This is a genomic window from Silanimonas sp., from assembly GCF_044377035.1.
Taxonomy (GTDB): Bacteria; Pseudomonadota; Gammaproteobacteria; order Xanthomonadales; family Xanthomonadaceae; genus Silanimonas.
The window spans coordinates 34,942-54,779 of the sequence record NZ_JBILJW010000023.1 but is presented as its reverse complement, the minus strand read 5'-3'; the positions used below and the strand labels follow the sequence as shown (position 1 = coordinate 54,779).

16 protein-coding genes are annotated in these 19,838 nt (G+C 70.7%); 9 read left to right on the top strand and 7 right to left on the bottom strand.

All coding sequences use genetic code 11. The features are described from left to right. The coding region (locus tag ACIQ6S_RS12430; protein WP_397608637.1) for a Rho termination factor N-terminal domain-containing protein at positions 1-1,241 on the bottom strand (1,241 nt) is incomplete at its 3' end. 182 nt (positions 1,242-1,423) lie between these two features. After that, positions 1,424-1,750, bottom strand: a complete 327-nt coding sequence (trxA, locus tag ACIQ6S_RS12425) for a thioredoxin TrxA (protein ID WP_297865013.1) — start codon at positions 1,748-1,750, stop codon at positions 1,424-1,426. Positions 1,751-1,965: 215 nt separating this feature from the next. On the opposite strand from trxA, the gene rhlB reads away from it, so the two are divergent. The 6 genes from rhlB (at position 1,966) to ung (ending at position 7,342) form a co-directional block, all read left to right on the top strand. Then, positions 1,966-3,651 carry an ATP-dependent RNA helicase RhlB gene (rhlB, locus tag ACIQ6S_RS12420; protein WP_397608635.1) on the top strand — a complete coding sequence of 562 codons (1,686 nt, stop codon included), beginning with the start codon at positions 1,966-1,968 and terminating at the stop codon, positions 3,649-3,651. Positions 3,652-3,653: 2 nt separating this feature from the next. Then, positions 3,654-4,340 (top strand): cell division ATP-binding protein FtsE, encoded by a 687-nt coding sequence (gene ftsE / locus ACIQ6S_RS12415; RefSeq protein WP_397608634.1) that lies wholly within the window; start codon positions 3,654-3,656, stop codon positions 4,338-4,340. Continuing rightward, entirely contained in the window at positions 4,337-5,302 is a 966-nt protein-coding gene (locus ACIQ6S_RS12410; protein ID WP_397608633.1) for a cell division protein FtsX, read from the top strand. Before ftsE ends, ACIQ6S_RS12410 begins: the two co-directional genes overlap by 4 nt. Further along, positions 5,299-6,141 (top strand): response regulator, encoded by an 843-nt coding sequence (locus ACIQ6S_RS12405; protein ID WP_298338165.1) that lies wholly within the window; start codon positions 5,299-5,301, stop codon positions 6,139-6,141. The genes ACIQ6S_RS12410 and ACIQ6S_RS12405 overlap by 4 nt, the downstream gene beginning before the upstream one ends. Before the next feature lie 69 nt (positions 6,142-6,210). Next, positions 6,211-6,651 carry a septum formation family protein gene (locus tag ACIQ6S_RS12400; RefSeq protein WP_397608632.1) on the top strand — a complete coding sequence of 147 codons (441 nt, stop codon included), beginning with the start codon at positions 6,211-6,213 and terminating at the stop codon, positions 6,649-6,651. Between the two features lie 10 nt (positions 6,652-6,661). After that, entirely contained in the window at positions 6,662-7,342 is a 681-nt protein-coding gene (gene ung / locus ACIQ6S_RS12395) for a uracil-DNA glycosylase (protein WP_397608631.1), read from the top strand. A 13-nt stretch (positions 7,343-7,355) separates the two neighbouring features. Here the strand turns inward: ung and ACIQ6S_RS12390 are convergent, their stop codons facing one another. From ACIQ6S_RS12390 to ACIQ6S_RS12380, 3 genes are read right to left on the bottom strand one after another with little or no spacing between them, the layout of a single operon-like run. Then, entirely contained in the window at positions 7,356-8,273 is a 918-nt protein-coding gene (locus ACIQ6S_RS12390; protein ID WP_397608630.1) for an ROK family protein, read from the bottom strand. Continuing rightward, positions 8,270-10,126, bottom strand: coding sequence for an alpha-amylase family glycosyl hydrolase (locus tag ACIQ6S_RS12385; RefSeq protein WP_397608629.1), 1,857 nt, complete (start codon positions 10,124-10,126; stop codon positions 8,270-8,272). Before ACIQ6S_RS12385 ends, ACIQ6S_RS12390 begins: the two co-directional genes overlap by 4 nt. Positions 10,127-10,139: 13 nt before the next feature. Continuing rightward, complete coding sequence (locus ACIQ6S_RS12380; protein ID WP_397608628.1) at positions 10,140-12,599, bottom strand: TonB-dependent receptor; 2,460 nt, start codon at positions 12,597-12,599, stop codon at positions 10,140-10,142. Positions 12,600-12,887: 288 nt separating this feature from the next. On the opposite strand from ACIQ6S_RS12380, the gene ACIQ6S_RS12375 reads away from it, so the two are divergent. Next, complete coding sequence (locus ACIQ6S_RS12375; protein WP_397608627.1) at positions 12,888-14,480, top strand: sodium:solute symporter; 1,593 nt, start codon at positions 12,888-12,890, stop codon at positions 14,478-14,480. A gap of 27 nt (positions 14,481-14,507) precedes the next feature. On the opposite strand, the gene ACIQ6S_RS12370 is transcribed toward ACIQ6S_RS12375, so the two are convergent. Further along, positions 14,508-15,536 (bottom strand): LacI family DNA-binding transcriptional regulator, encoded by a 1,029-nt coding sequence (locus ACIQ6S_RS12370; protein WP_397608626.1) that lies wholly within the window; start codon positions 15,534-15,536, stop codon positions 14,508-14,510. A gap of 203 nt (positions 15,537-15,739) precedes the next feature. On the opposite strand from ACIQ6S_RS12370, the gene rpoH reads away from it, so the two are divergent. Together rpoH and ACIQ6S_RS12360 are read left to right on the top strand one after the other, a co-directional pair. After that, positions 15,740-16,600, top strand: a complete 861-nt coding sequence (rpoH, locus tag ACIQ6S_RS12365) for an RNA polymerase sigma factor RpoH (RefSeq protein ID WP_397608625.1) — start codon at positions 15,740-15,742, stop codon at positions 16,598-16,600. 109 nt (positions 16,601-16,709) lie between these two features. Then, entirely contained in the window at positions 16,710-17,138 is a 429-nt protein-coding gene (locus ACIQ6S_RS12360; RefSeq protein WP_397608624.1) for a hypothetical protein, read from the top strand. 78 nt (positions 17,139-17,216) lie between these two features. On the opposite strand, the gene ACIQ6S_RS12355 is transcribed toward ACIQ6S_RS12360, so the two are convergent. Then, positions 17,217-19,418 carry a primosomal protein N' gene (locus ACIQ6S_RS12355; protein WP_397608623.1) on the bottom strand — a complete coding sequence of 734 codons (2,202 nt, stop codon included), beginning with the start codon at positions 19,416-19,418 and terminating at the stop codon, positions 17,217-17,219. Between the last annotated feature and the right edge of the window lie 420 nt (positions 19,419-19,838).

Below are 19,838 nucleotides of genomic sequence, written 5' to 3'. Positions count from 1 at the left end.
ACGGTGCGCTGCATTTCCGTCACTTCTTCCGGGCGCTCGTCGACGAGCAGCACGATCAGGTGCACGTCCGGATGGTTGGTGGTGATGGCGGTGGCGACCTGCTGCATCAGCATGGTCTTGCCGGCCTTCGGCGGCGAGACGATCAGGGCGCGCTGGCCCTTGCCGATCGGCGCCATCAGGTCGAGCACGCGGCCGGTGATGTCCTCCGAGCTGCCGTTGCCGCGCTCGAGCTTGAAGCGCTCGCGCGGGAACAGCGGGGTCAGGTTTTCGAACAGCACCTTGCCCTTGCTGGCTTCCAGCGGCTCACCGTTGATGGTGTCGAGCTGGTTGAGCGCGACGTAGCGCTCGCCGTCCTTCGGGTTGCGGATGCGGCCGGCGATGTAGTCGCCGGTGCGCAGGTTGAAGCGGCGGATCTGGCTGGGCGAGATGTAGACGTCGTCCGGGCCGGCGAGGTAGCTCGCCTCGGCGCCGCGCAGGAAGCCGTAGCCGTCGGGCAGGATCTCGAGCACGCCGTCAGCGGCGACGCCGTTCGGGTGGCGCGACAGCACCTTCAACAGCTGGAAGATGACGTCCTGCTTGCGCATGCGGGCGACGCCCTCATGCTGGTTCAGGCGCTCGGCGAGGTCGAGCAGCTTGAACGCCGGCATCCGCTTCATCTCGGTGAGCGAGGGCACCACGAAGCCTTCCGGGAACTGGAAGGACGGGCGCGGCTGCCAGTCGTTGCCGCCCTGGCCCTGGCTTTGGCCTTGGCCGCCACTTGACTGACCCTGACCCTGGCCGCCCTGCGGCGGGCCGCCGGCCTCATCGCCCTCGGCGTCGTTCTGGAAACCGCCGCCGCCGTTGCGGCGCTGCTCCTTCTGGCGCTCGCGGCGCTCTTTCATGCGCTGCTTGAAGCGCTCGCGGCGCGACATGCGCGGCTCGCCATTGGGGCCGGTGGTGCCGCCGGCGTTCTGGCCGCCGGGGCCGCCGTCCTGACCGTCGTCGCCGTCACCGTCGCCGTCGGCATCATCGCCATCCGGGCCGTCGTCGTCTTCGTTCATCGCATCGGCGATGACGTCGCGGACAGCCGCGCTGGTGGAGGCCGGCGTGCTGGCCGGGCTTTCGGGGGCCGGAGTGGGCGGTGCGACGACCGCTTCAGGCGCGGTGTCGGGGCTTTCGGCCGGGGTTTCGGCAGCGGCTTTGCTGCGGGTGCGGCGCGGCTTTTTTTCCGCGGCTTCGGCAGGCGCGTCGGCGCCTTCGATCTCGTTTTCGGACACGGGGACTTCTCGCGATGGCGAGTGGAGAAAGCTCAGGGGATGAGCTGGAAGGGGTGTGCGGGTGGCGTCGCGGAAAGGGCGTCGCGACCGCAGAATTCGCCGGGACACTACACCCGGCAGAGGCCGCCCGGCAAGTCTCGGGCGGCCTCCGGTTCAGCAGGGGAGCCTCAGAGGCTCTTGTCGATGAAGGCGGTGAGCTGCGGCTTGCCGGCCAGGCCGACGTGGGTGCCGGCGACCTTGCCGCCCTTGAACATCATCAGGGTCGGGATGCCGCGCACCGCGTACTGGCGCGGGGTCTGCGGGTTGTCGTCGATGTTGATCTTCACCACCTTGACCTTGCCGTCGTAGGCCTTGGCGACGTCGTCGAGCAAAGGGGCGATGGCCTTGCACGGGCCGCACCACTCGGCCCAAAAATCGACCAGCACGGGGACGTCGCTGCCGAGCACCGCGGTGGAGAAATCGGCATCGCCGACGTGGGAGATCTTGTCGCTCATGGGAGGTCCTCGATGGGCTGCCGCGGGCGCTGCGGCCATGACTGGTACACTTGGGGGCCCTCGGAGCGGTTGGCAACCCCGAGGTGCCGGCCCCCGCGGCCGCAGTGTGCGACCGCGCGTGAAGCGGGCGCAAGACCGAACCGAACCGGTTCACTCCGCAGGCGCGCCGCGCCGCGAACCACGTGCTCCACGCAAGGAACACACGCAAGGATCCCATGAGCGACAAACCGCTGACCGACGTCACCCTGTCCAGTTTCGACCTTCACCCGGCCCTGATGGCCGGCCTCGAGGAAGCCGGGTTCTCCCGCTGCACCCCCATCCAGGCCATGACCTTCCCGGTCACGCTGCGCGGCGGCGACGTCGCCGGCCAGGCCCAGACCGGCACCGGCAAGACGCTCGCCTTCCTCGTGAGCATGGTGAACCGCCTGCTCACCCGCCCGGCGCTGGCCAACCGCAAGGACAGCGACCCCCGCGCCCTGATCCTCGCCCCGACCCGCGAACTCGCCATCCAGATCCACAAGGACGCGCTGAAGTTCGGCTCGGCCCTCGGCCTGCGCTACACGCTGGTCTACGGCGGCGTCGACTACGACAAGCAGCGCGAGCTGCTGCAGGCCGGCACCGACGTGATCATCGCCACGCCCGGCCGCCTGATCGACTACGTGAAGCAGCATGTCGTCAGCCTGCACGCCTGCGAGGTCTGCATCCTCGACGAGGCCGACCGCATGTTCGACCTCGGCTTCATCAAGGACCTGCGCTTCCTGATGCGCCGCCTGCCGGCCCGCGAGGAGCGCCAGACCCTGCTGTTCTCGGCCACGCTGAGCCACCGCGTGCTGGAGCTCGCCTACGAGCACATGAACGAGCCGGAGAAGCTGGTCGTCGAGACGGAGACGATCACCGCCGCCCGCGTTCGCCAGAAGATCTACTTCCCGGCCAACGACGAGAAGATCCCGCTGCTGCTGGGCCTGCTCTCGCGCAGCCCGGGCAACCGCACGATGGTGTTCGTGAACACCAAGGCGATGGTCGAGCGCGTCGGCCGCGCGCTGGAGCGCGGCGGCTACCTCGTCGGCGTGCTCAGCGGCGACGTGCCGCAGAAGAAGCGACAGAGCCTGCTGGCGAAGTTCCAGCGCCGCGAGCTCGAGATCCTCGTCGCCACCGACGTGGCCGCCCGCGGACTGCACATCGACGGCGTCAGCCACGTCTACAACTTCGACCTGCCCTTCGAGGCCGAGGACTACGTGCACCGCATCGGCCGCACCGCGCGCCTCGGCGCCGAGGGCGATGCCATCACCTTCGCCTGCGAGCTGTACGCGCAGCACCTGCCGGCGGTCGAGACGTACATCGAGCAGAAGATCCCGGTCGAAGCGGTCACCACCGACCTGCTCACCGCCCTGCCGCGCCCGGAGCGCGAGGCCCTGCCGGAGGGCGCCGAGCCGGTCGAGCGCGTCAGCGACATCTTCCGCGAAGCCCGCGCCGAGATGGCCGAGAAGGACGCCAAGCACGGCCGCGGTGGCCGTGGCGGCGCTGGCGGTGGCCGCAGCGGCGGTCCGCGTCGCGAAGGCCGCGATGACGGCCGAGGCGACCGTGGCCCGCGTCCGCCGCGTGCCGAGGGTGAGCGCGGTCCGCGCCCCCCGCGTCCGGAAGGCGAGCGTGGCCCGCGCCCCGAGCGCGCGCCGAAGCCCGAGGGCGAGGCGGTTCCGATGCAGGCAACGGACGTCCCGAACGCCGCCGAGAGCCCGGCGGAGGCCGAGCGCCGCCGTCGCCGCCGCCGCCGCAAGCCGCGCGGCGAGCGCGGCGCCGAGGGCGCTTCGTCCGAAGCCGCTGCCGTGGGACCGGTCGGCGTGTCGAAGGACAGCTTCTTCGCCCGGATGGCCGCCCGCGTGAAGGGCTGGTTCGGCGGCTGACGATGCCCCTGCTGCGCTTCGACGCGGTCCACAAGCAGTACCCGGGCGGCCGTGCCGCCCTGCAGGACGTGAGCTTCGGCGTCGAGGCCGGCGAGGTGCTGTTCGTCACCGGCCACAGCGGGGCCGGCAAGAGCACCTTGCTGAAGCTGCTGCACCTCGCCGAGCGGCCCGACCGCGGCGCGGTGCTGCTGGAAGACCGCAACCTCGCCGCCGTGCGCGGCCGCGACGTGGCGCGCTACCGCCGCCGCGTCGGCGTGGTGTTCCAGGACCACCGCCTGCTGCCGCACTGGAACGTCGCCGACAACGTGGCCCTGCCGCTGCGCATCGCCGGTGCCCCGGAAGCCGAGGTGCTGCCGCGGGTGCGCGAGGTGCTGGCCCGCGTGGGCCTCGGCGACCGTCTCGCTGCCTTGCCGCCGCAGCTCTCCACCGGTGAGCAGCAGCGCGTCGGCATCGCCCGCGCCATCGTCGGTTCGCCGGTCCTGCTCGTGGCCGACGAACCCACCGGCAACCTCGACCCGCAGCTGGCCGCGGAGATCATGGGCTTGTTCCTCGAACTCCCCGAGCGCGGCACGACCGTGCTGATCGCCAGCCACGACCTCGCGCTGATCAAGCGCACGCGCCAGCGCACCCTGGTGCTGCACGACGGGCGGCTGGTGGACGACATCGCCGCGCAGGACCTCGCCGCATGAGCGCGAACCGCAGCGCGTCGCGTCGCGAGGTGTACGGCGGCCCGGGCGTCGGGGCGTGGGGGCGCAGCCACCGCCGTGCCTTCGCCGATGCCGTCGCGCGCCTTCGCGCCGCGAAGCTCGCCACCGCGGCGACGCTGGCGGTGTTCGCGCTGGCCCTGCTGCTGCCCCTGCTCCTCGGCCTGTTCCTCGCCAACGCCTTGCGCTTCGCCGGCACGCTCGACGCCGCCCGCGAGATCAGCGTCTTCCTCGACGCGGAAGCCGACGCGGCCGACGCGCGCCGCCTCGCCGAGGCCTGGCGCGCCCGTCCCGACGTCGCCGGCGTGGTGCTGCGCACGCCGGACGAAGGGCTCGCCGAGTTCCGGCAGATGAGCGACCTCGCGGGCGCGCTCGATCTGCTCGACGGCAATCCGCTCCCCTGGGTGCTGGTGGTCTCGCCGCGGGAGGACGTGGCTGCCGACCCTTCGGCCTTGGCCGCGGCCCTGCAGGCCGAGCCCGGCGTGGACAGCGTGCAGTACGACGCCGCTTGGCGCGCGCGCCTCGACGCCTGGCTGGCGCTGGGCCGTCGTGCGGTGGGCCTGCTGGCCCTGCTGCTGGCCGCAGGCGCGGTGCTGGTGGTCGGCAACACCGTGCGCCTCGACCTCGCGACGCGCCGCGAGGAGATCGCGCTGTTGCAGCAGCTCGGCGCCGACGATGCCGACATCCGCCGCCCGCTGCTGCATTTCGGCGTGCTGCTGGGCGCGCTGTCCGGCGCGCTGGCGCTGGCCGGCGTGTTCGCCATCGGGGCCCTGCTGCGCGCGCCGATGGCCGAGCTGGTGGCGACCTATGCCGGCGGATTCGCGCTGGCCGGCCCCGGCGTGGGCGAGGCGGCCGCCGTCCTGGCCAGCGCCGCGGTGCTGGGCTGGCTTGGCGCGCGGGTGGCGGCGGGCCATTATCTGCGGACTTCGCTCCCGGCCGGCTCATGAGCACACCCGCGTTCCGCACCTTCGACAACACCTCGCCACGCATCCTCGTGGTCGATGGCTCGAAGGTGGTGCGCAAGATGATCGAGGGCGTGCTGCGCCAGCAGTTGCCGCAGGCCGAGATCATCCTCTGCGAGAACGGCGACGAGGCGAAGGTGGCCCTGCAGCAGGGCGCCATCAACCTCGTCACCACGGCGCTGCGGCTACCCGACATGGACGGCCTCGAGCTCGCGCGCTACCTGCGCGAGCACACGCCGCAGGCCTACATCCCGATCATCGTGGTCTCCGGCGACGTGCAGGACCGCCTCGAGACGCGCTCCATCACCGACGACGTCACCGACTACTTCGACAAATCGCTGGGCTTCACCGCGCTGGCCGCTTTCATCAAGGGCTACGTCGCGCCGGAAGGCGCACCCGGCGGCGAAGTGCTCTACGTCGAGGACAGCAAGGTCGTGGCCGTCGCCACGCGCCGCATGCTCGAGAAGCACGGCCTGAAGGTGATGCACTGCAGTGGTGTCGAGGACGCCATCGCCTGGCTGGAATCCGCGCTGACCCAAGGCCGCGTGCCCGGCTGCGACGTGGTGCTGACCGACGTCTACCTGAAGGGCGAGCTCACCGGCAAAGACCTGGTGAAGTCCATCCGCAACGATTTCGGCTACCCGAAGGGCCAGCTGCCTGTGCTGGTGATGACCGGTGACGCCAACCCCGCCAACCAGACCGAACTGCTGCGCAGCGGCGCCAACGACCTCGTGCTCAAGCCGATCGAGGAGCGCCTGTTGATCACCAAGCTGCTGTTCCAGCTGCGCGTCGGTCGTCTGCTGCGCGAGCGCCACGGGCACTGAGCGGCGGCGGTCGGCCAGCGTCGTCCGCGCCGCTCCCTTTTCCGTTTCCCCACCACCAAGGCCCCCCGCATGTCCGTTCGCCTGCTCGCCCCCTTCGCCATCGCCCTCTCCCTTGCCGCGTGTGGCGCTCCCAACGCCGACGGCACCGAGGATGTGGGTGTGTTCGACCTTGCGGTCGGTGACTGCTTGATCGACGACACCTCGGGCGAAGTGTCGGAGACGGTGAAGATCGCCTGCGACAAGCCGCATCTGTCCGAGGTCTACCACCTGTTCGACCTGCCGGGGGGCGCGTTCCCGGAAAGCGGCGTGATGGACAAAGCCGTCGAAGGCGGCTGCTTGGCCGCGTTCGAGTCCTACGTTGGCCTCGACTACGACAGCTCCGAGTACGTGTTCACCACGCTCGAGCCGACGCCGGAAAGCTGGGCGAATGGCGACCAGGAAGTGGTCTGCATGCTCGCCACGCAGGACGGCAGCAAGGTCACCGGCAGCCTGCGCAACGCCAAGCGCTGAGGCCGGAGCGATGGCGGCCGCCTTGCATCCCGGTTGGGCGGTGCACCTCGGGGCCTACTTCGAGCGCCCCGACATGCAGGCGCTCGCCGCCTTCCTGCGTGCGGAGAAGGCCGCGGGCAAGCGCGTGCATCCGCCGGGCCGGCAGATGTTCGCCGCGCTGGACGCCGTGCCGTTCGACGCGGTGCGCGTGGTCATCCTCGGCCAGGACCCGTACCACGGGCCCGGGCAGGCGCACGGCCTGAGCTTCTCGGTGCCGCCCGGCATCGCCATCCCGCCGTCGCTGCTCAACATCTTCAAGGAGATCGAGCGCGACCTCGGGCTGCCGATGCCGCGCCACGGCTGCCTGCAGCATTGGGCGGCGCAGGGCGTGCTGCTGTTGAACGCGGTGCTCAGCGTCGAGGAAGGGCGCGCCGGCAGCCACGCCGGCAAGGGCTGGGAAGGCTTCACCGACGCGATCATCGGCGCGCTCTCCCGCGAGCGCGAAGGCCTGGTGTTCCTGCTCTGGGGCAGCTACGCGCAGAAGAAAGGCGAACTGATCGACCGGCAGCGCCATTGCGTGCTGAAGGCGCCGCATCCGTCGCCCTTGTCCGCCCATCGCGGCTTCCTCGGCTGCGGCCATTTCGGCAAGGCCAACCGTTGGCTGCAGGGCTTGGGTTCGGCCCCCATCGACTGGTCGCTGCCGCCGGCCTGAGGCGGGGCGGCGCTCAGCCTTCGGTGCCTGCCCGTAGGGCGTCGCGGCCGAGCTCGAACGCACCGAGTACCCCGGAGGCCGTGCCCAGCGCCGGCGCCACGATGAAGTCGTCGCGCGACAGCAGGGGGCTGTCCACATAACCGCCCAGCCAGTGCTGCGCACGCGCCCGCAGCCGCGTGAACAGTGCTTGCTGCGCCATCACGCCGCCGCCGAACACCAGGCGCTCCGGCGCGGCGAGCAGGACGACCTGTGCCGCCAGTTGGCCGAGGTAGTCGGCCTGCAGATCGAAGGCGCGATGGTCGGGTGGCAGCGCGTCGAGCGTGGCGCCCCAGCGTGCCTCGATGGCGGGCCCGCTGGCCAAGCCCTCGAAGCAGTCGGCGTGGAACGGGCAGAGGCCGGGGAACGCATCGTCTTCCGCGCGACGCGGCCACAGGTGGCCCGCTTCGGGATGCAGGAGGCCGTGCACCGGGCGGCCGTCGAGGATGAGGCCGACCCCGATGCCGGTGCCGACGGTGATGTACGCCAAGGACGCGAGGCCGCGGCCGGCGCCGTGGCGCTGCTCGGCAAGCGCCGCGGCATTGACGTCGGTGTCGATGGCGAAGGGCGCGGCGCGCAGATTGACGGGCAACATCGCGCGCAGGTCGGTGCCGCCCCAGCCTGCCTTTGGCGTGCGGCGCAAATGCGCGTAGTCGGCGGCGTGCGGATCGAGCGTGAGCGGGCCGAAGCTGGCGACGCCGCAGGCGTGCGCGGTGCCATGGCGAAGCTGCGCGGCTTCGAGGAAATCACGCACCTCGGCGAGCGTGGTTTGCGGATCGCGGGTGGCGATCCGCGCCTGCTCGAGCGGTGCGCCGTCGGCGTCGCAGAGTGCGACGACCACCTTCGTGCCACCAGCTTCGATGGCGGCGATACGAACCGGATCGGCCGCACTCATGCGGGCACCCACCAGCCCTGATCGTAGGCCGAGAGATGAACGTCTCCGACCGCGGCATCGTCGTTGGCTGGCGCACAACCGTCGATCGCGAGTCGCCGCCAACGGCCGCCCGGCAGCGTCACGGTGGCGCCGTCGCCGCCCAGGTTGAAGGCGGCAAACAGTCCGGTACCGCGCGCCAGCGTGAGCACGGGGCCGTGCGCGCCGGCATCGACCGCGCGGTCGGCCAGCGCCGGCACCATGGCGCGCGCTTGCCGCATGCCGCGCAGTGCGCCGAACACGCGGCCCGCGTCGCTCGTCGGGTCATGCCGCTGCGCTGCGGCCGCGTTGTCGAGGGCGGGGCGGTGCAGCCAGCGGCCTTCGTGGCGGCGCTCGGGATCGGCGCGGAAGCTTTCGTCGTTGCCTTGGGCGAGTTCGTCGCCCATGTAGATGAGCGGGATGCCTGGCAGCACCATCGCGATCCCGTAGAGCAGCAGGACGCGTCGCAGTGCCCGCTCGCGCTCGGCCTCGTCGTCGTGTTCGTGGGCCCAGTCCAGCCCGGCAAGGGCGCTGGCCATGCCGTTGCTGCCGTGGGCGTGGCCGCCATCGCTCTGGAAGGCCTCGCCGCGCGCGGTGCTGCCCGGCGCGTCGCCGGCGTAGTGGCGCGAGAGCGCCGCGAGGTCGAAGCTCGGCACGCCGCTGCGGCCGGCCGCCTCGTCATCCAGCACGGGCCACACGATGTCGTCGTGGCAGCGCACGTAATGCAGCCATGTGGCGTCGTCCGGCAGCGTCGGCGTGCGTTTCAGCACGTTGGCGACCAGGTCGGCGCGGCCCAGCGCCAGCCCCGCCCAGCCCGCGGCCATCAGCGAGCTCTGGTAGGCGATGTGGCACTCGGGCGCCCCGGCGGTTCCGAAGTAGGGCGGCAGCTCGCGCATCGGCACGATCGCCTCCGCCTTCAGCACCACCGAAGGCATCGCGAGGTCGACGACGGCGCGCAGGGCCTGCAGCAGCTGGTGTGCCTCCGGCAGGTTCATGCACGGCGTGCCTTCGCGTTTCCACAGGAAGGCGGTGGAGTCGAGGCGGAAGCACTCGACGCCGCGGTTGGCGAGATCCAGCAGGGCCAGCGCCATGGCGCGGAAGACCTCCGGGTTCGACCAGTTTAGGTCCCACTGGTAGGGATAGAACGTCGTCCACACGTGGCCCAGACCGGAGACGAAGGTGAAGTTTCCCGGCGCCGTGCGCGGGAACACCTGGCCGAGGTGTGCCTCGTGACGCGCGACCGCCGCTTCGTCGGGCAGCACGTGGAAGAACGCGTGGTAGAACGGATCGCCGGCGCGAGCGGCCTTCGCCCACGCGTGGTCGTCCGAGCAGTGGTTGAGCACGAAGTCCGCGCACAGGTGGATGCCGCGCGGGCGCAAGGTGGCGGCGAGCGCTTCGAGGTCGGCCATCGTGCCGAGGCGCGGTTCGACATCGCCGTAGTCGCGCACGGCGAAGCCGCCGTCGCTGTCGCCCTCGCGCATGGCGAGGAAGGGCAGCAGGTGCAGATAGCGCACGCCCAGCGCCTCGAGGTGGTCGGCGCGCCGCGCCACCCCGGCCAGCGTGCCGCCGAAGCGGTCGACGTAGGTGCAATAGCCGATCGTTTCCGGATCGGTCAGCCACGCCCTTGGCGCGTCGGCATCGAGGGCACGGAGCGCGGCGGGGCGAGCCGCCGCGCGTTCCGCGATGTCGTCGACCAGGCGCGCGTACCACGCGGGATCGAGGGCGCCATACACCGAGGCCAGGGCCGCTTCGAGCCGCGGGCCGAAGCGTGCCTGCCGCGCGGCCCAGCCGGGGTCCGGCGTGGGCCCGGTGGAGGCGTTGGCGGTGCCAGTCCGCATGTGCAGCATCACGTCAGAAGTCGTAACGCAGGGACAGCGCCGTCGAACGCCCCGGGATCGAGCGCGCGCGGATGATGTTGGCCGCGTTGTCGACGATCGCGCCTTCTTCCGACTCGGTGATGCCGAACTCGTCGAAGACGTTGTTGACGTTCAGCGTCAGCGTCAGCGCATCGGTTACCCGCCAGTCGGCGAACAGGTTGGTCTGCACGAAGCCCGGCATCACCAGCGCGTTGTTGTCCTGCGCGTAGCTGTCGGTCGTGCCGATCACGTTGGCGCCGATCGTCCAGCGCTCGAACGCATAGGCCGGCGTCACCTGGTAGACCCAATCGGCCTGGCGGCGCGGCGTGTTACCCACGTTCGCCGGGCTGATCTGGTCGCGGGAGATCTCCGCATCGGTCCATGTGGCGCCACCGTTCAGCGAGAACGCGCCCGAGCGCCACGCGCCCTCGATCTCGATGCCCTTGGCGATGTACGTGCGGTTGAGGAAGCGCTGATTGGTGGCCTCGAAGTTCTGCTCCTCGGTCTCCGCGCGGAACGCGGTGAGGTAGAGGTCGAGGCCGTCCCAGCGCCACTTCACGCCGGCTTCGACCTGGTCGACGAGATCGACGGCGTCTTCCGAGCGCACCGAGCCGTCCGCGCGCACCACGCCGAACAGCAGGCGGTCGGCGTTGGCGCGGCCGCCGCGGCTGGCGCGGGCGAAGTAGGCGAGGTCGTCGCTGGCCAGCCAGTTCGCGCCGACCGACCACGAGGTGTAGCCCCAGTCGTAGTTCACCGGAGACACCGCGGCGTTGTTGATGGTCGAGACGCTGCGCTCGTTCGGCTCGATGCTGCCGTTGCCGTTGACGTCGAGGTTGGCGACCTGCACCGAACCCGCGTAGTTGCCCGTCGCCTCGCCATTGTCGCGGCGGACGCTGGCGTCCACGCTCAGGCCGTCGTTGGACCAGGCCAGCGAGAGGTAGGGCGCGTCGATGACGTACTTCGTGTTGTAGCTGCGCGTGCAGCAGTTGCCCCAGAACGGCACGCCGTAGGCGTAGAGGCCGTTCGTCGAGAGCCGCTGGCCCGTGGCGCTGATGACGTCGAGCAGGCGCGCGTCGTTGCCGTCCAGCGCCAGCACGTAGCTGTTCCAGACCCAGTCCATGTCGATGTTCTGGCGCGAGCGGTACCAGCCGCCGGCGAGGTCGAGCGTGCCGCCGGCGGTGTCGAAGGCCCTCGACAGCTGCAGGTTGTTGGCGTAGTTGCCGAAATCGTTGATCTCGGTGTTGAACAGATGCTCGCGGATCGCGAGGCCCGTGTACGCCGGGCTGGTCGCCGCGCTGCCCGCGGTCACGAGGTGCGCGCCGGCGCCACCGATCGAGGCGGCGATGTCGGCGCCATCGTCCACCTCGGCCGGGAACGGCGAGACGAAGCGGCCGTCGGTGTCGGCGTAGCGGAAGCGGTTGTCCAGCGTCCAGCCGTTGTCGAAGGCGTGCTGGAACTCGAGGCCGAAAGCCGTCGACTTCGGCCGCATGCCGTCGGCGATGTCGGTGCGGCGGCGCTGGTTGTTGCCATCCAGGCCGATGTCGGTGAGGAAGTTCGGGCTGTGCGGCGTGTCGCGGCCCGGATCGAAGCCCGGGAAGCCCGAGAAGCGCGGGTTGCGGTTCGTGCCGGTGACGCGGACCGGCATCGGCAGGTAGCCGATGGCGCGGTCGTCGAGCAGCTTCAGGTGGAAGCGCAGGAAGCCACCGTCGTGCTCGCGGGTCAGGTTGGCCTTGATCTGGCCGCCTTCTTCCGCGGTGTAACCGGGGTCGCGCACGCCATCGCCGCGGCGGTAGAAGCCGGCCACGTGGAAGCGCCACTGGTCGTTGATCGGCCCGCCGTAGCGGAAGTCGGTGCGGAAGCTGTCGTAGTCGAGGCCGGCGGTGAGGCCGATCGCGCCGCCCTGCACCTCGCCCGTGTTGCTGACGAAGTTGATGATGCCGCCGGGCGAACTGCTGGCGAAGGTCGAGGCCGAGCCGCCGCGAAGCGCTTCGATGCGATCGAGGCTCCAGTCGGCGCGCAGGAAGATGTCGGCGTTGCCGAAGGCGATGTCGCCGAACTCCAGCACCGGCAAGCCGTCTTCCTGCAGTTGCAGGAACTTCGCGCCACCGGCCGCGACCGGCAGGCCGCGCACGGCGATGTTGGCGTTGCCTTCGCCACCGGTGCTCTCGGAGCGGACGCCGGGGATGTTGCGGAAGATCTCCGCCGTCGAGCGCGGCGCCGACTGCTCGATCCGTTCGACGCCGATGGTCGAGATCGAGAAGCTTGATTCGAGCTTGGTCTGCGCCGCCGGCGTGCCGGTGACGATGATCGCGTCGAGGCTCTGGGGCGTCGGCGTTTCGTCGTCGGGCCCGGGCGACGCGGCAGGTGCCTGCGCAGCGGCGAAGGGCGCGGCGAGCAGCAGGGCAATGGCGGCCGCGAGCGCGCGGCGATTGGGTGTGCGTGGTGTGTGGTGCATGGCCTCCCCTCCCAGGAACGGCATGATGGTTTCGCCAGCGGCGGCCGCTGGTGGGCTATGGATACGCTCGAGAACAAACGATTGCAAGCTCTCGACGTGAAGGTGATTTTCTTCCGGTTGCTTGGCCTTTGGTGCTTCTAATTAGAGGGATTTCGATTTTCGCGGCCTTCATTGGGTGATCGTGGTGCGGCGCCGCATGGATCTGCGCAGCAACCGATTGCATTCGTTGTTGGCTGGGTGCATGGTGCGCCGGCGGGGAGGGGCCCGCGCTACCGGTACGATCCGCACATGGGCAACGTGAACCCGCAGCTGGCCGGCATCGACTACGCGATCGTCGCGCTCTACTTCCTCGTCGTCATCGGCCTGGGCTTGTTCGTCGCCCGCGGCAAGCAGAGCGCCCAGGACTATTTCCTCGCTTCGCGCTCGATGTCCTGGCCGGTGATCGGCTCGGCGCTGCTGGCCTCGAACATCTCGTCGACCACGCTGGTGGGCCTCGCCGGCGCGGCCTTCGCCTCCGGCATCGCGGTCTACAACTACGAGTGGATGGCCACCGTGGTGCTGGCCTTCTTCTGCGTGTTCTTCCTGCCGTTCTTGCTTCGCTCGCAGGTCTACACGCTTCCCGAGTACCTCGAACGCCGCTACAGCCGCGCGTCGCGCACCTATTTCTCCGGTCTCACCATCTTCCTCAACATCGTCGTCGACACTGCCGGCGCGCTCTATGGCGGCGCGCTGATGCTCAGCCTGGTGCTGCCCGACGTGCCGCTGTGGCAGATCGTCGTTGGCCTCGCCCTGTCGGCCGGCGTCTACACGGTGCTGGGTGGCCTGCGCGCGGTGATCTACACCGAGACGCTGCAGGCGATCATCCTTGGCGGCGCGGCCATCGTCATCGCCTGGTTCGCCTTCGACAAGGCCGGCGGTTGGGACCACGTGATGGCCAGCGTCGACCCGGAGAAGCTCTCGCTCGTCCGACCTGCCGACGATCCGCACCTGCCGTGGACCGGCCTGGTCCTCGGCGTGCCCCTGCTCGGCTTCTACTTCTGGTGCACCAACCAGTTCATGGTGCAGCGCGTGCTTTCGGCCAAGGACGAGAACCACGGCCGCTGGGGCGCGCTCTTCGCCGGCTTGCTGAAGCTACCCGTCCTGTGGGTGATGGTGCTCCCGGGCACCTGCGCGATCCTGCTCTACCCCGAGCTGGCCAAGCCCGACCTGGTCTACCCCACGCTCGTCTTCGACCTGTTGCCGGCGGGCCTGCTCGGCCTCGTCATCGCCGGCTTCTTCGCCGCGATCATGTCGTCCATCGCCAGCACCTTCAATTCGGCGGCCACGCTGGTGACGATGGACTTCATCCGCGTGTGGCGGCCGCAGATGGATAACGACGCGCTGGTGCGCACCGGTCGCCTCGCCACCGTGGGCTTCATGGTGCTGGCGGTGCTGTGGGCGCCGCAGATCGCGCGCTTTGAATCGCTGTGGCAATACCTGCAGGCCGTGTTGGCCTACGCGGTGCCGCCGATCTGCGCGCTGTTCCTGGTCGGCCTGTTCTGGCGCGGGGCGAACGCCCGCGGCGCCGTGGCCTGCATCGTGGCCGGCGTGGTCGGCGGTGGTGCCCTCTTCTGGACGAACGTCGTCGCCGCCGAGCCGTTGGGGCTGCATTTCCTGCTGGTCGCCCCGCTGCTGTTCGTGTTCTGCGTGGTGGTTCTGGTGACCGTCTCGCTGCTGTCCCCCGCCCCGGCGAAGGACGGCGTCGACGCCATGCTCTGGACCCCGGACTTCTTCCGCGCCGAGACGCGGGCGCTGGCCGGCGTGCCGGCCTGGCAGAACTACCGGCTGCAGGCCGTCGCGCTGCTGGTGCTCACCGCGGCGATCGTCTGGGTGTTCCGCTGACGCCGCGCGGGCGGCGTCCGTCCCGACTCACGCCGATTCGCGGATGACCAGCGACGGCTCGATCGGCGCCGGGCGCGGGTCGCCGCCGTTGAGCCGTTCGATCAGCGAGAGCGTGAGCAGTTCGGCACCGCGCTGTAGGTCCTGTCGCACGGTCGTCAGCGCCGGGTGCGTGTACTGCGCCAGCGGCACATCGTCGTAGCCCACCACCGAGACGTCCTGGGGCACGCGGATGCCGCGGTCATTGAGAGCGCGGATGGCGCTGATCGCGATCACGTCCGAGGCCGCGACCACGCCGTCCAGGGGGATGTCCTGAGCGAGCAGGCCTCGGAAGGCGCGGTAAGCCTCGTCCGGGTCGAAAGGCGCGCGCAGGTGCCGTCGCGGGTCGTCGTCGATGCCCGCCGTCGCCAGCGCTTCGCAGTAGCCGGCGTAGCGTTGCGCCACTTCCGGCAGCCGCTCGTCGCCGAGGAAGGCGATGCGGCGGCGGCCCTGCCGGATCAGGTGCCGGGTGGCGATCAGCCCGCCGGCGTGGTTGTCCGATCCGACGCACGGGTAGGCCTGGCCGGGCATCTGCGCGCCCCAGGCCACCAGCGGCGCGCCGCGCTCGGCGGCGGCGTTGATCGCCTCGTGTTCATGGCTCTGGCCGATGATCACCAGCCCCTCGGCGATCGACTGCGCCAGCGTCGCGTCGAGCCACGCGCCGGATTCCTGCACGGCCTTCGAGAGCAGCATGCTGTAGCCGCGGCTGGTCAGCTCGTCGGCGAGGTAGGTCAGCATCGTCATCATGAACGGGTCCGTGAGGTGCCCGCTGCGGTCGTGCTGCAGCGGCACCACGACGGCGATAACGCCGGAACGCCCCGCGCGCAGGCTGCGCGCGATGGGGTTGATCCGGTAGCCGAGCTCGCTGGCCAGGGCCTTGATCCTCACCCGGGTGGCCTGGGCTACCGTCGGGTGGTCGGCCAGCGCGCGGGAGACCGTCGACTCCGAGACCCCTGCGATCTTCGCGAGGTCGCTCATCTGAAGAGGGCCCTTGCCCTTCGTGGCGGCTTTCTTCGGCATGCGTCCTCGTCCGGATGGCCGCCTGCCCGGGCGGTCGCCCCAGTATGCGCGGGCCCTGCGCTGGCGGGCGAGGGCTGGTCGCAAGGTCGGATGAGACGAGGGGATTGCTGCTGCCGGTGGAACGCTGTGGAACTTTCCGGGGTCTTAGCACTCGTAGCAGGCGAGTGCTAAATTGCCCCCAGGACCCCCCGAGGGACGCAGGAATGACCACGACCTTGATTACCGCCAACTACCCCATCCCCAGCGCGCTCGGCTCGCTGGAGGCCTATGTGGCGGCCGTCCACCAGATCCCCGTGCTCAGCGTCGAGGACGAGCAGGCGCTCGCCCGCCGCCTCCGCGACGAGGGGGACCTCGAGGCCGCCAAGGCCCTCGTCGTCTCGCACCTGCGCTTCGTCGTCCACGTGGCCCGCGGCTACCAGGGCTACGGCCTCGGCGTCGGCGACCTCGTGCAGGAAGGCAACATCGGCCTGATGAAGGCGGTGAAGCGCTTCGACCCCGACCAGGGCGTGCGCCTCGTCAGCTTCGCCGTGCACTGGATCCGCGCCGAGATCCACGAGTTCATCCTGAAGAACTGGCGCATCGTGAAGGTCGCCACCACCAAGGCGCAGCGCAAGCTGTTCTTCAATCTGCGCAAGAGCAAGACCCGCCTTGGTTGGATGAACGATGCTGAGGTCACCGCCGTGGCCAAGGACCTCAACGTCTCGAAGCGCGAAGTGCTGGAAATGGAAGCGCGCCTGTCGGGCCGCGACATCGGCTTCGACGCCCCCGCCGGTGAGGACGACGACCACGCGCCGCCGGCGCCGATCGCCTACCTCGAACAGGGGGACGCCGACCCGGCCGCGCTGTTCGAGCGCGAGAACCACGAAGAGAAGCAGCTCGACGCGCTGGGCGAGGGCCTCGACAGCCTCGACGCCCGCTCGCGCGCCATCCTGCAGCGCCGCTTCCTCGCCGAAGAGAAGGCCACCCTGCAGGACCTCGCCGTCGAGTACGGCGTGTCGGCCGAGCGCGTGCGTCAGATCGAAGCCAACGCCCTGAAGAAGCTGCGCGGCCTGCTGCTGGCCTGAGCCCGCGGCCACCGGCCGGGCAACCTAACGACGGCGCCTTCGGGCGCCGTCGTCGTTTCGGGCTGCTAGCATCGTCCGGCCTTTCCCCACCCCCACAAGGAACGAACCCATGAGCACCCCCTTTCCGCCGCCGCCCGCCGCCCCCGAGAAGAAGCGCAAGCTTTGGCCGTGGTTCCTCGGCGGCTGCCTCACGCTCCTCGTCGTCGGCGGGCTCGCCATCGCGGCGATGTTCTACTTCGGCGCGAAAGCGGTTTCCGCGGGTGGCAAGGAAATCGTCTCGCAGGTCCCCGCCGTGCAGGAACACTTCGGTGCCGTAACCGAAGCAGGGATGGACTTCGGCGCCATGATGGAAGCCAGCCAGGCCGGCCAGAGCGTCATGATCTTCAACATCACCGGCGAGAAAGGCGAAGGCCGCCTCGTCATCGAGACGGACCAGGCGACGCAGGCCTTCAAGTCGGCCACCTTGACCCTGCCGAGCGGCGAGACTCTCGAGGTGGACGCCGCCACGATGAAACAGCTGCAGGCCCTGCAGCCCTGACGGCTGGCGTTCCCCCTTCGTAACACCCGACGACCGGCCTCGCGCCGGTCGTCGCGTTTTGGAGGTCGTTCGCGGACGTCAGTAGAGGTCGATCGGATCGACGTCGATCGACCAGCGCACGCGGCGGGCCTCCGGCAGCGCGTACCAACCGGAAGCCGCCGCGCCCAGCGCGGCCTGCAAGACGCGACGCTCGTCGGAGCGCAGCAGCAGCTGGAAGCGGGCGCGTCCGGCGCGGCGCGGCATCGGCGCGGGTACCGGCCCGGCCCACTCTAGGCCCGGCACGCGCTGGCCGTCACCGGCCGCAACGAGCAGATGGCCGCGTGCGGCGGTGAGGAAGGCCTCCGCGTCCGTGGCGTCGTTCGCCTCGGCGCGCAGCAGCGCCCAATGCGCGAACGGCGGAAGTGCGGCGGCTTCGCGTTCCGCCAACAGGGCGGCCGACAGCGCCGCGTAGCCGCCGGAGAGCAGCAGGGCCAGCCACGGGTGCTCGGGATGGTGGGTCTGCAGCATCACTTCGCCGGGGCGCTCGCTGCGCCCGGCGCGTCCCGCCACCTGCACCAGCAGCTGGCCGAGCCGCTCGCCGGCGCGGAAGTCGGCGGAGAACAGGCCCTCGTCCATCGAAACGACGGCGGACAGCGTGAGCAGGGGCAGGTCGTGGCCCTTCGCCAGCATCTGCGTGCCCACGAAGATGCCGGGGCCGTCGCCGAGTTCGGCCAGCCGCTTTGCGAGGCCGTCCTTCACCGCCGTGGTGTCGCGGTCGACGCGGACGATGCGAGCTTCGGGGAAGCGCGCGGCCAGCGCCTCCTCCACGCGTTCGGTGCCCTGGCCCTGCGGCTGCAGGGCGAGGCTGCCGCAGTCGGGGCAGGCGTCGGGCTTCGGCGCGCGGAAACCGCAGTGGTGGCAGATGAGCCTTCGACCCACGCCGTGCACGGTGAGCGGCGCGTCGCAGCGCTTGCAGGGCGCGCTCCAGCCGCAGTCGTGGCACAGCAGCACCGGGGCGTAGCCGCGGCGGTTGCGGAACACCAGCACCTGCTCGCCGCGTTCCAGCGTCTTTTCGATCGCGTCCAGCAGTTCCGGCGCGAGGCCGGCTTCGAGCTTGCGCTTGCGCACATCGAGCACGCGCACCGACGGCGCCCGTGCCCCGGCCCGCGCCCGCGCGGGAAGCACCAGCCGTGTGAGCCGCCGGGACAGGGCCTGGCGCTGCGTTTCGAGGGCGGGCGTGGCGCTGCCCAGCACCACCGGCACGCCGCAGGCCTGGCCGCGCCAGAGCGCGAGGTCGCGGGCGTGGTAGCGGATGCCGTCCTGCTGCTTGTAGCTGGCGTCGTGCTCCTCGTCGACGAGGATCAGCCCGGCCTCGGGCAGCGGGCAGAACACCGCCGAGCGGGTGCCGACGAGCACGCGGCCCTCGCCGCTGCGCATCGCCGCCCAAGCCCGGGCGCGGGCGCCGTCCGCGAGGCCGGAGTGCATCGCGTGCACCTCGACCGGAAGGCCGCGCTGGAGCCGGGCGATGGTCTGCGCGGTGAGGCCGATTTCCGGTACCAGCAGCAGCGCCTGCTTCCCCTGCGCCAAGGCATGGCGGATGGCCTCGAGGTAGACCTCGGTCTTGCCCGAGCCGGTGACGCCGTCGAGCAGGAAGGGTGCGAAACCGCGGGCGCCGGTGATCGCCGCGACCGCCCCGGCCTGCGCGTCATTGAGCGTGAGGCCGACGCCGATCGTCCGCATCGCGGACGGCATGGGCACGCGCTCGGCGGCGCCGCGCTCGGCGAGGCGGCGGGCCGCATCGCGCCATCCCGGGTGTTCGAGGTCGAGTCGCGCTTCGGGCCACGGGGCGTCGCCGGTGGCCGCCCAGGCCTCGGCCAGCGCCTTGGGGCGACCGGCGCGCAGGGTTTCGAGGCCGGCTCGGCCCGCGGGCGTCAGGCGCCAGCCGAACGCGCGGTGGTCCACCACGGGTTCGCCATCGCGCAGGGGGCCGGGCAGGGCGGTGGCCCACACCTCGCCGAACGGCGCGTGGTAGTAGCGGCTGGCGAAGCCCAGCGTGCCCCACAGCTCGGCGTCGAGCAGGGGGTGGGCGTCGAGGCGTTCCAGCACCGGCTTCAGGGCGGCCTCGGCTGCCCCGCTCGGGCCCACGCCGACCACCACGCCCACGGCACTGCCGCGCCCGAAGGGCACGCGCACCCGGCAGCCGATCCAGCCCGTGTCCGCCTCACGGCCGTCGTCGGGCAGGTAGTCGAACGGGGCGGGCAGGGGCCGGGGCAGGGCCACCTGCAGGGTCGTGAGCGGCATGCGGCGAGTGTAGCGGCGGCGTCCAGCGCGCCGCAGAGGCCCGTCGCAGGCCCTCTCCCCGCCCGGTGCGACCGTTGGGCCACTTGCCGCACAGTGCTGCCCATTCGGTGAGGTGTGCACCACAAGCTGCTGATTTGAATGGGGTCGCGGTCTTATCCACATGCGCTGTGGATAAGTCTGTGGAATGGCATGGGGTGGGGGCTGCGCAGCCCCGGTGTTTCGCGGCTTTTTTGTGTCTTGATGATTTTTTAGTCAAACTGAAATAACCCTATCCAATCAACAACTTATGGCGTGAAAGGCGGCGTTGTGCGGGGTTGCTGGTCGCCTGAACGGATCGGGAACGGGTCTCAGGCCGGGGTGTGCACAACTGCGCCACGCAGAACCCCAACAAAATCGCGGCGGAGCCGCTGTTCGGCCCCC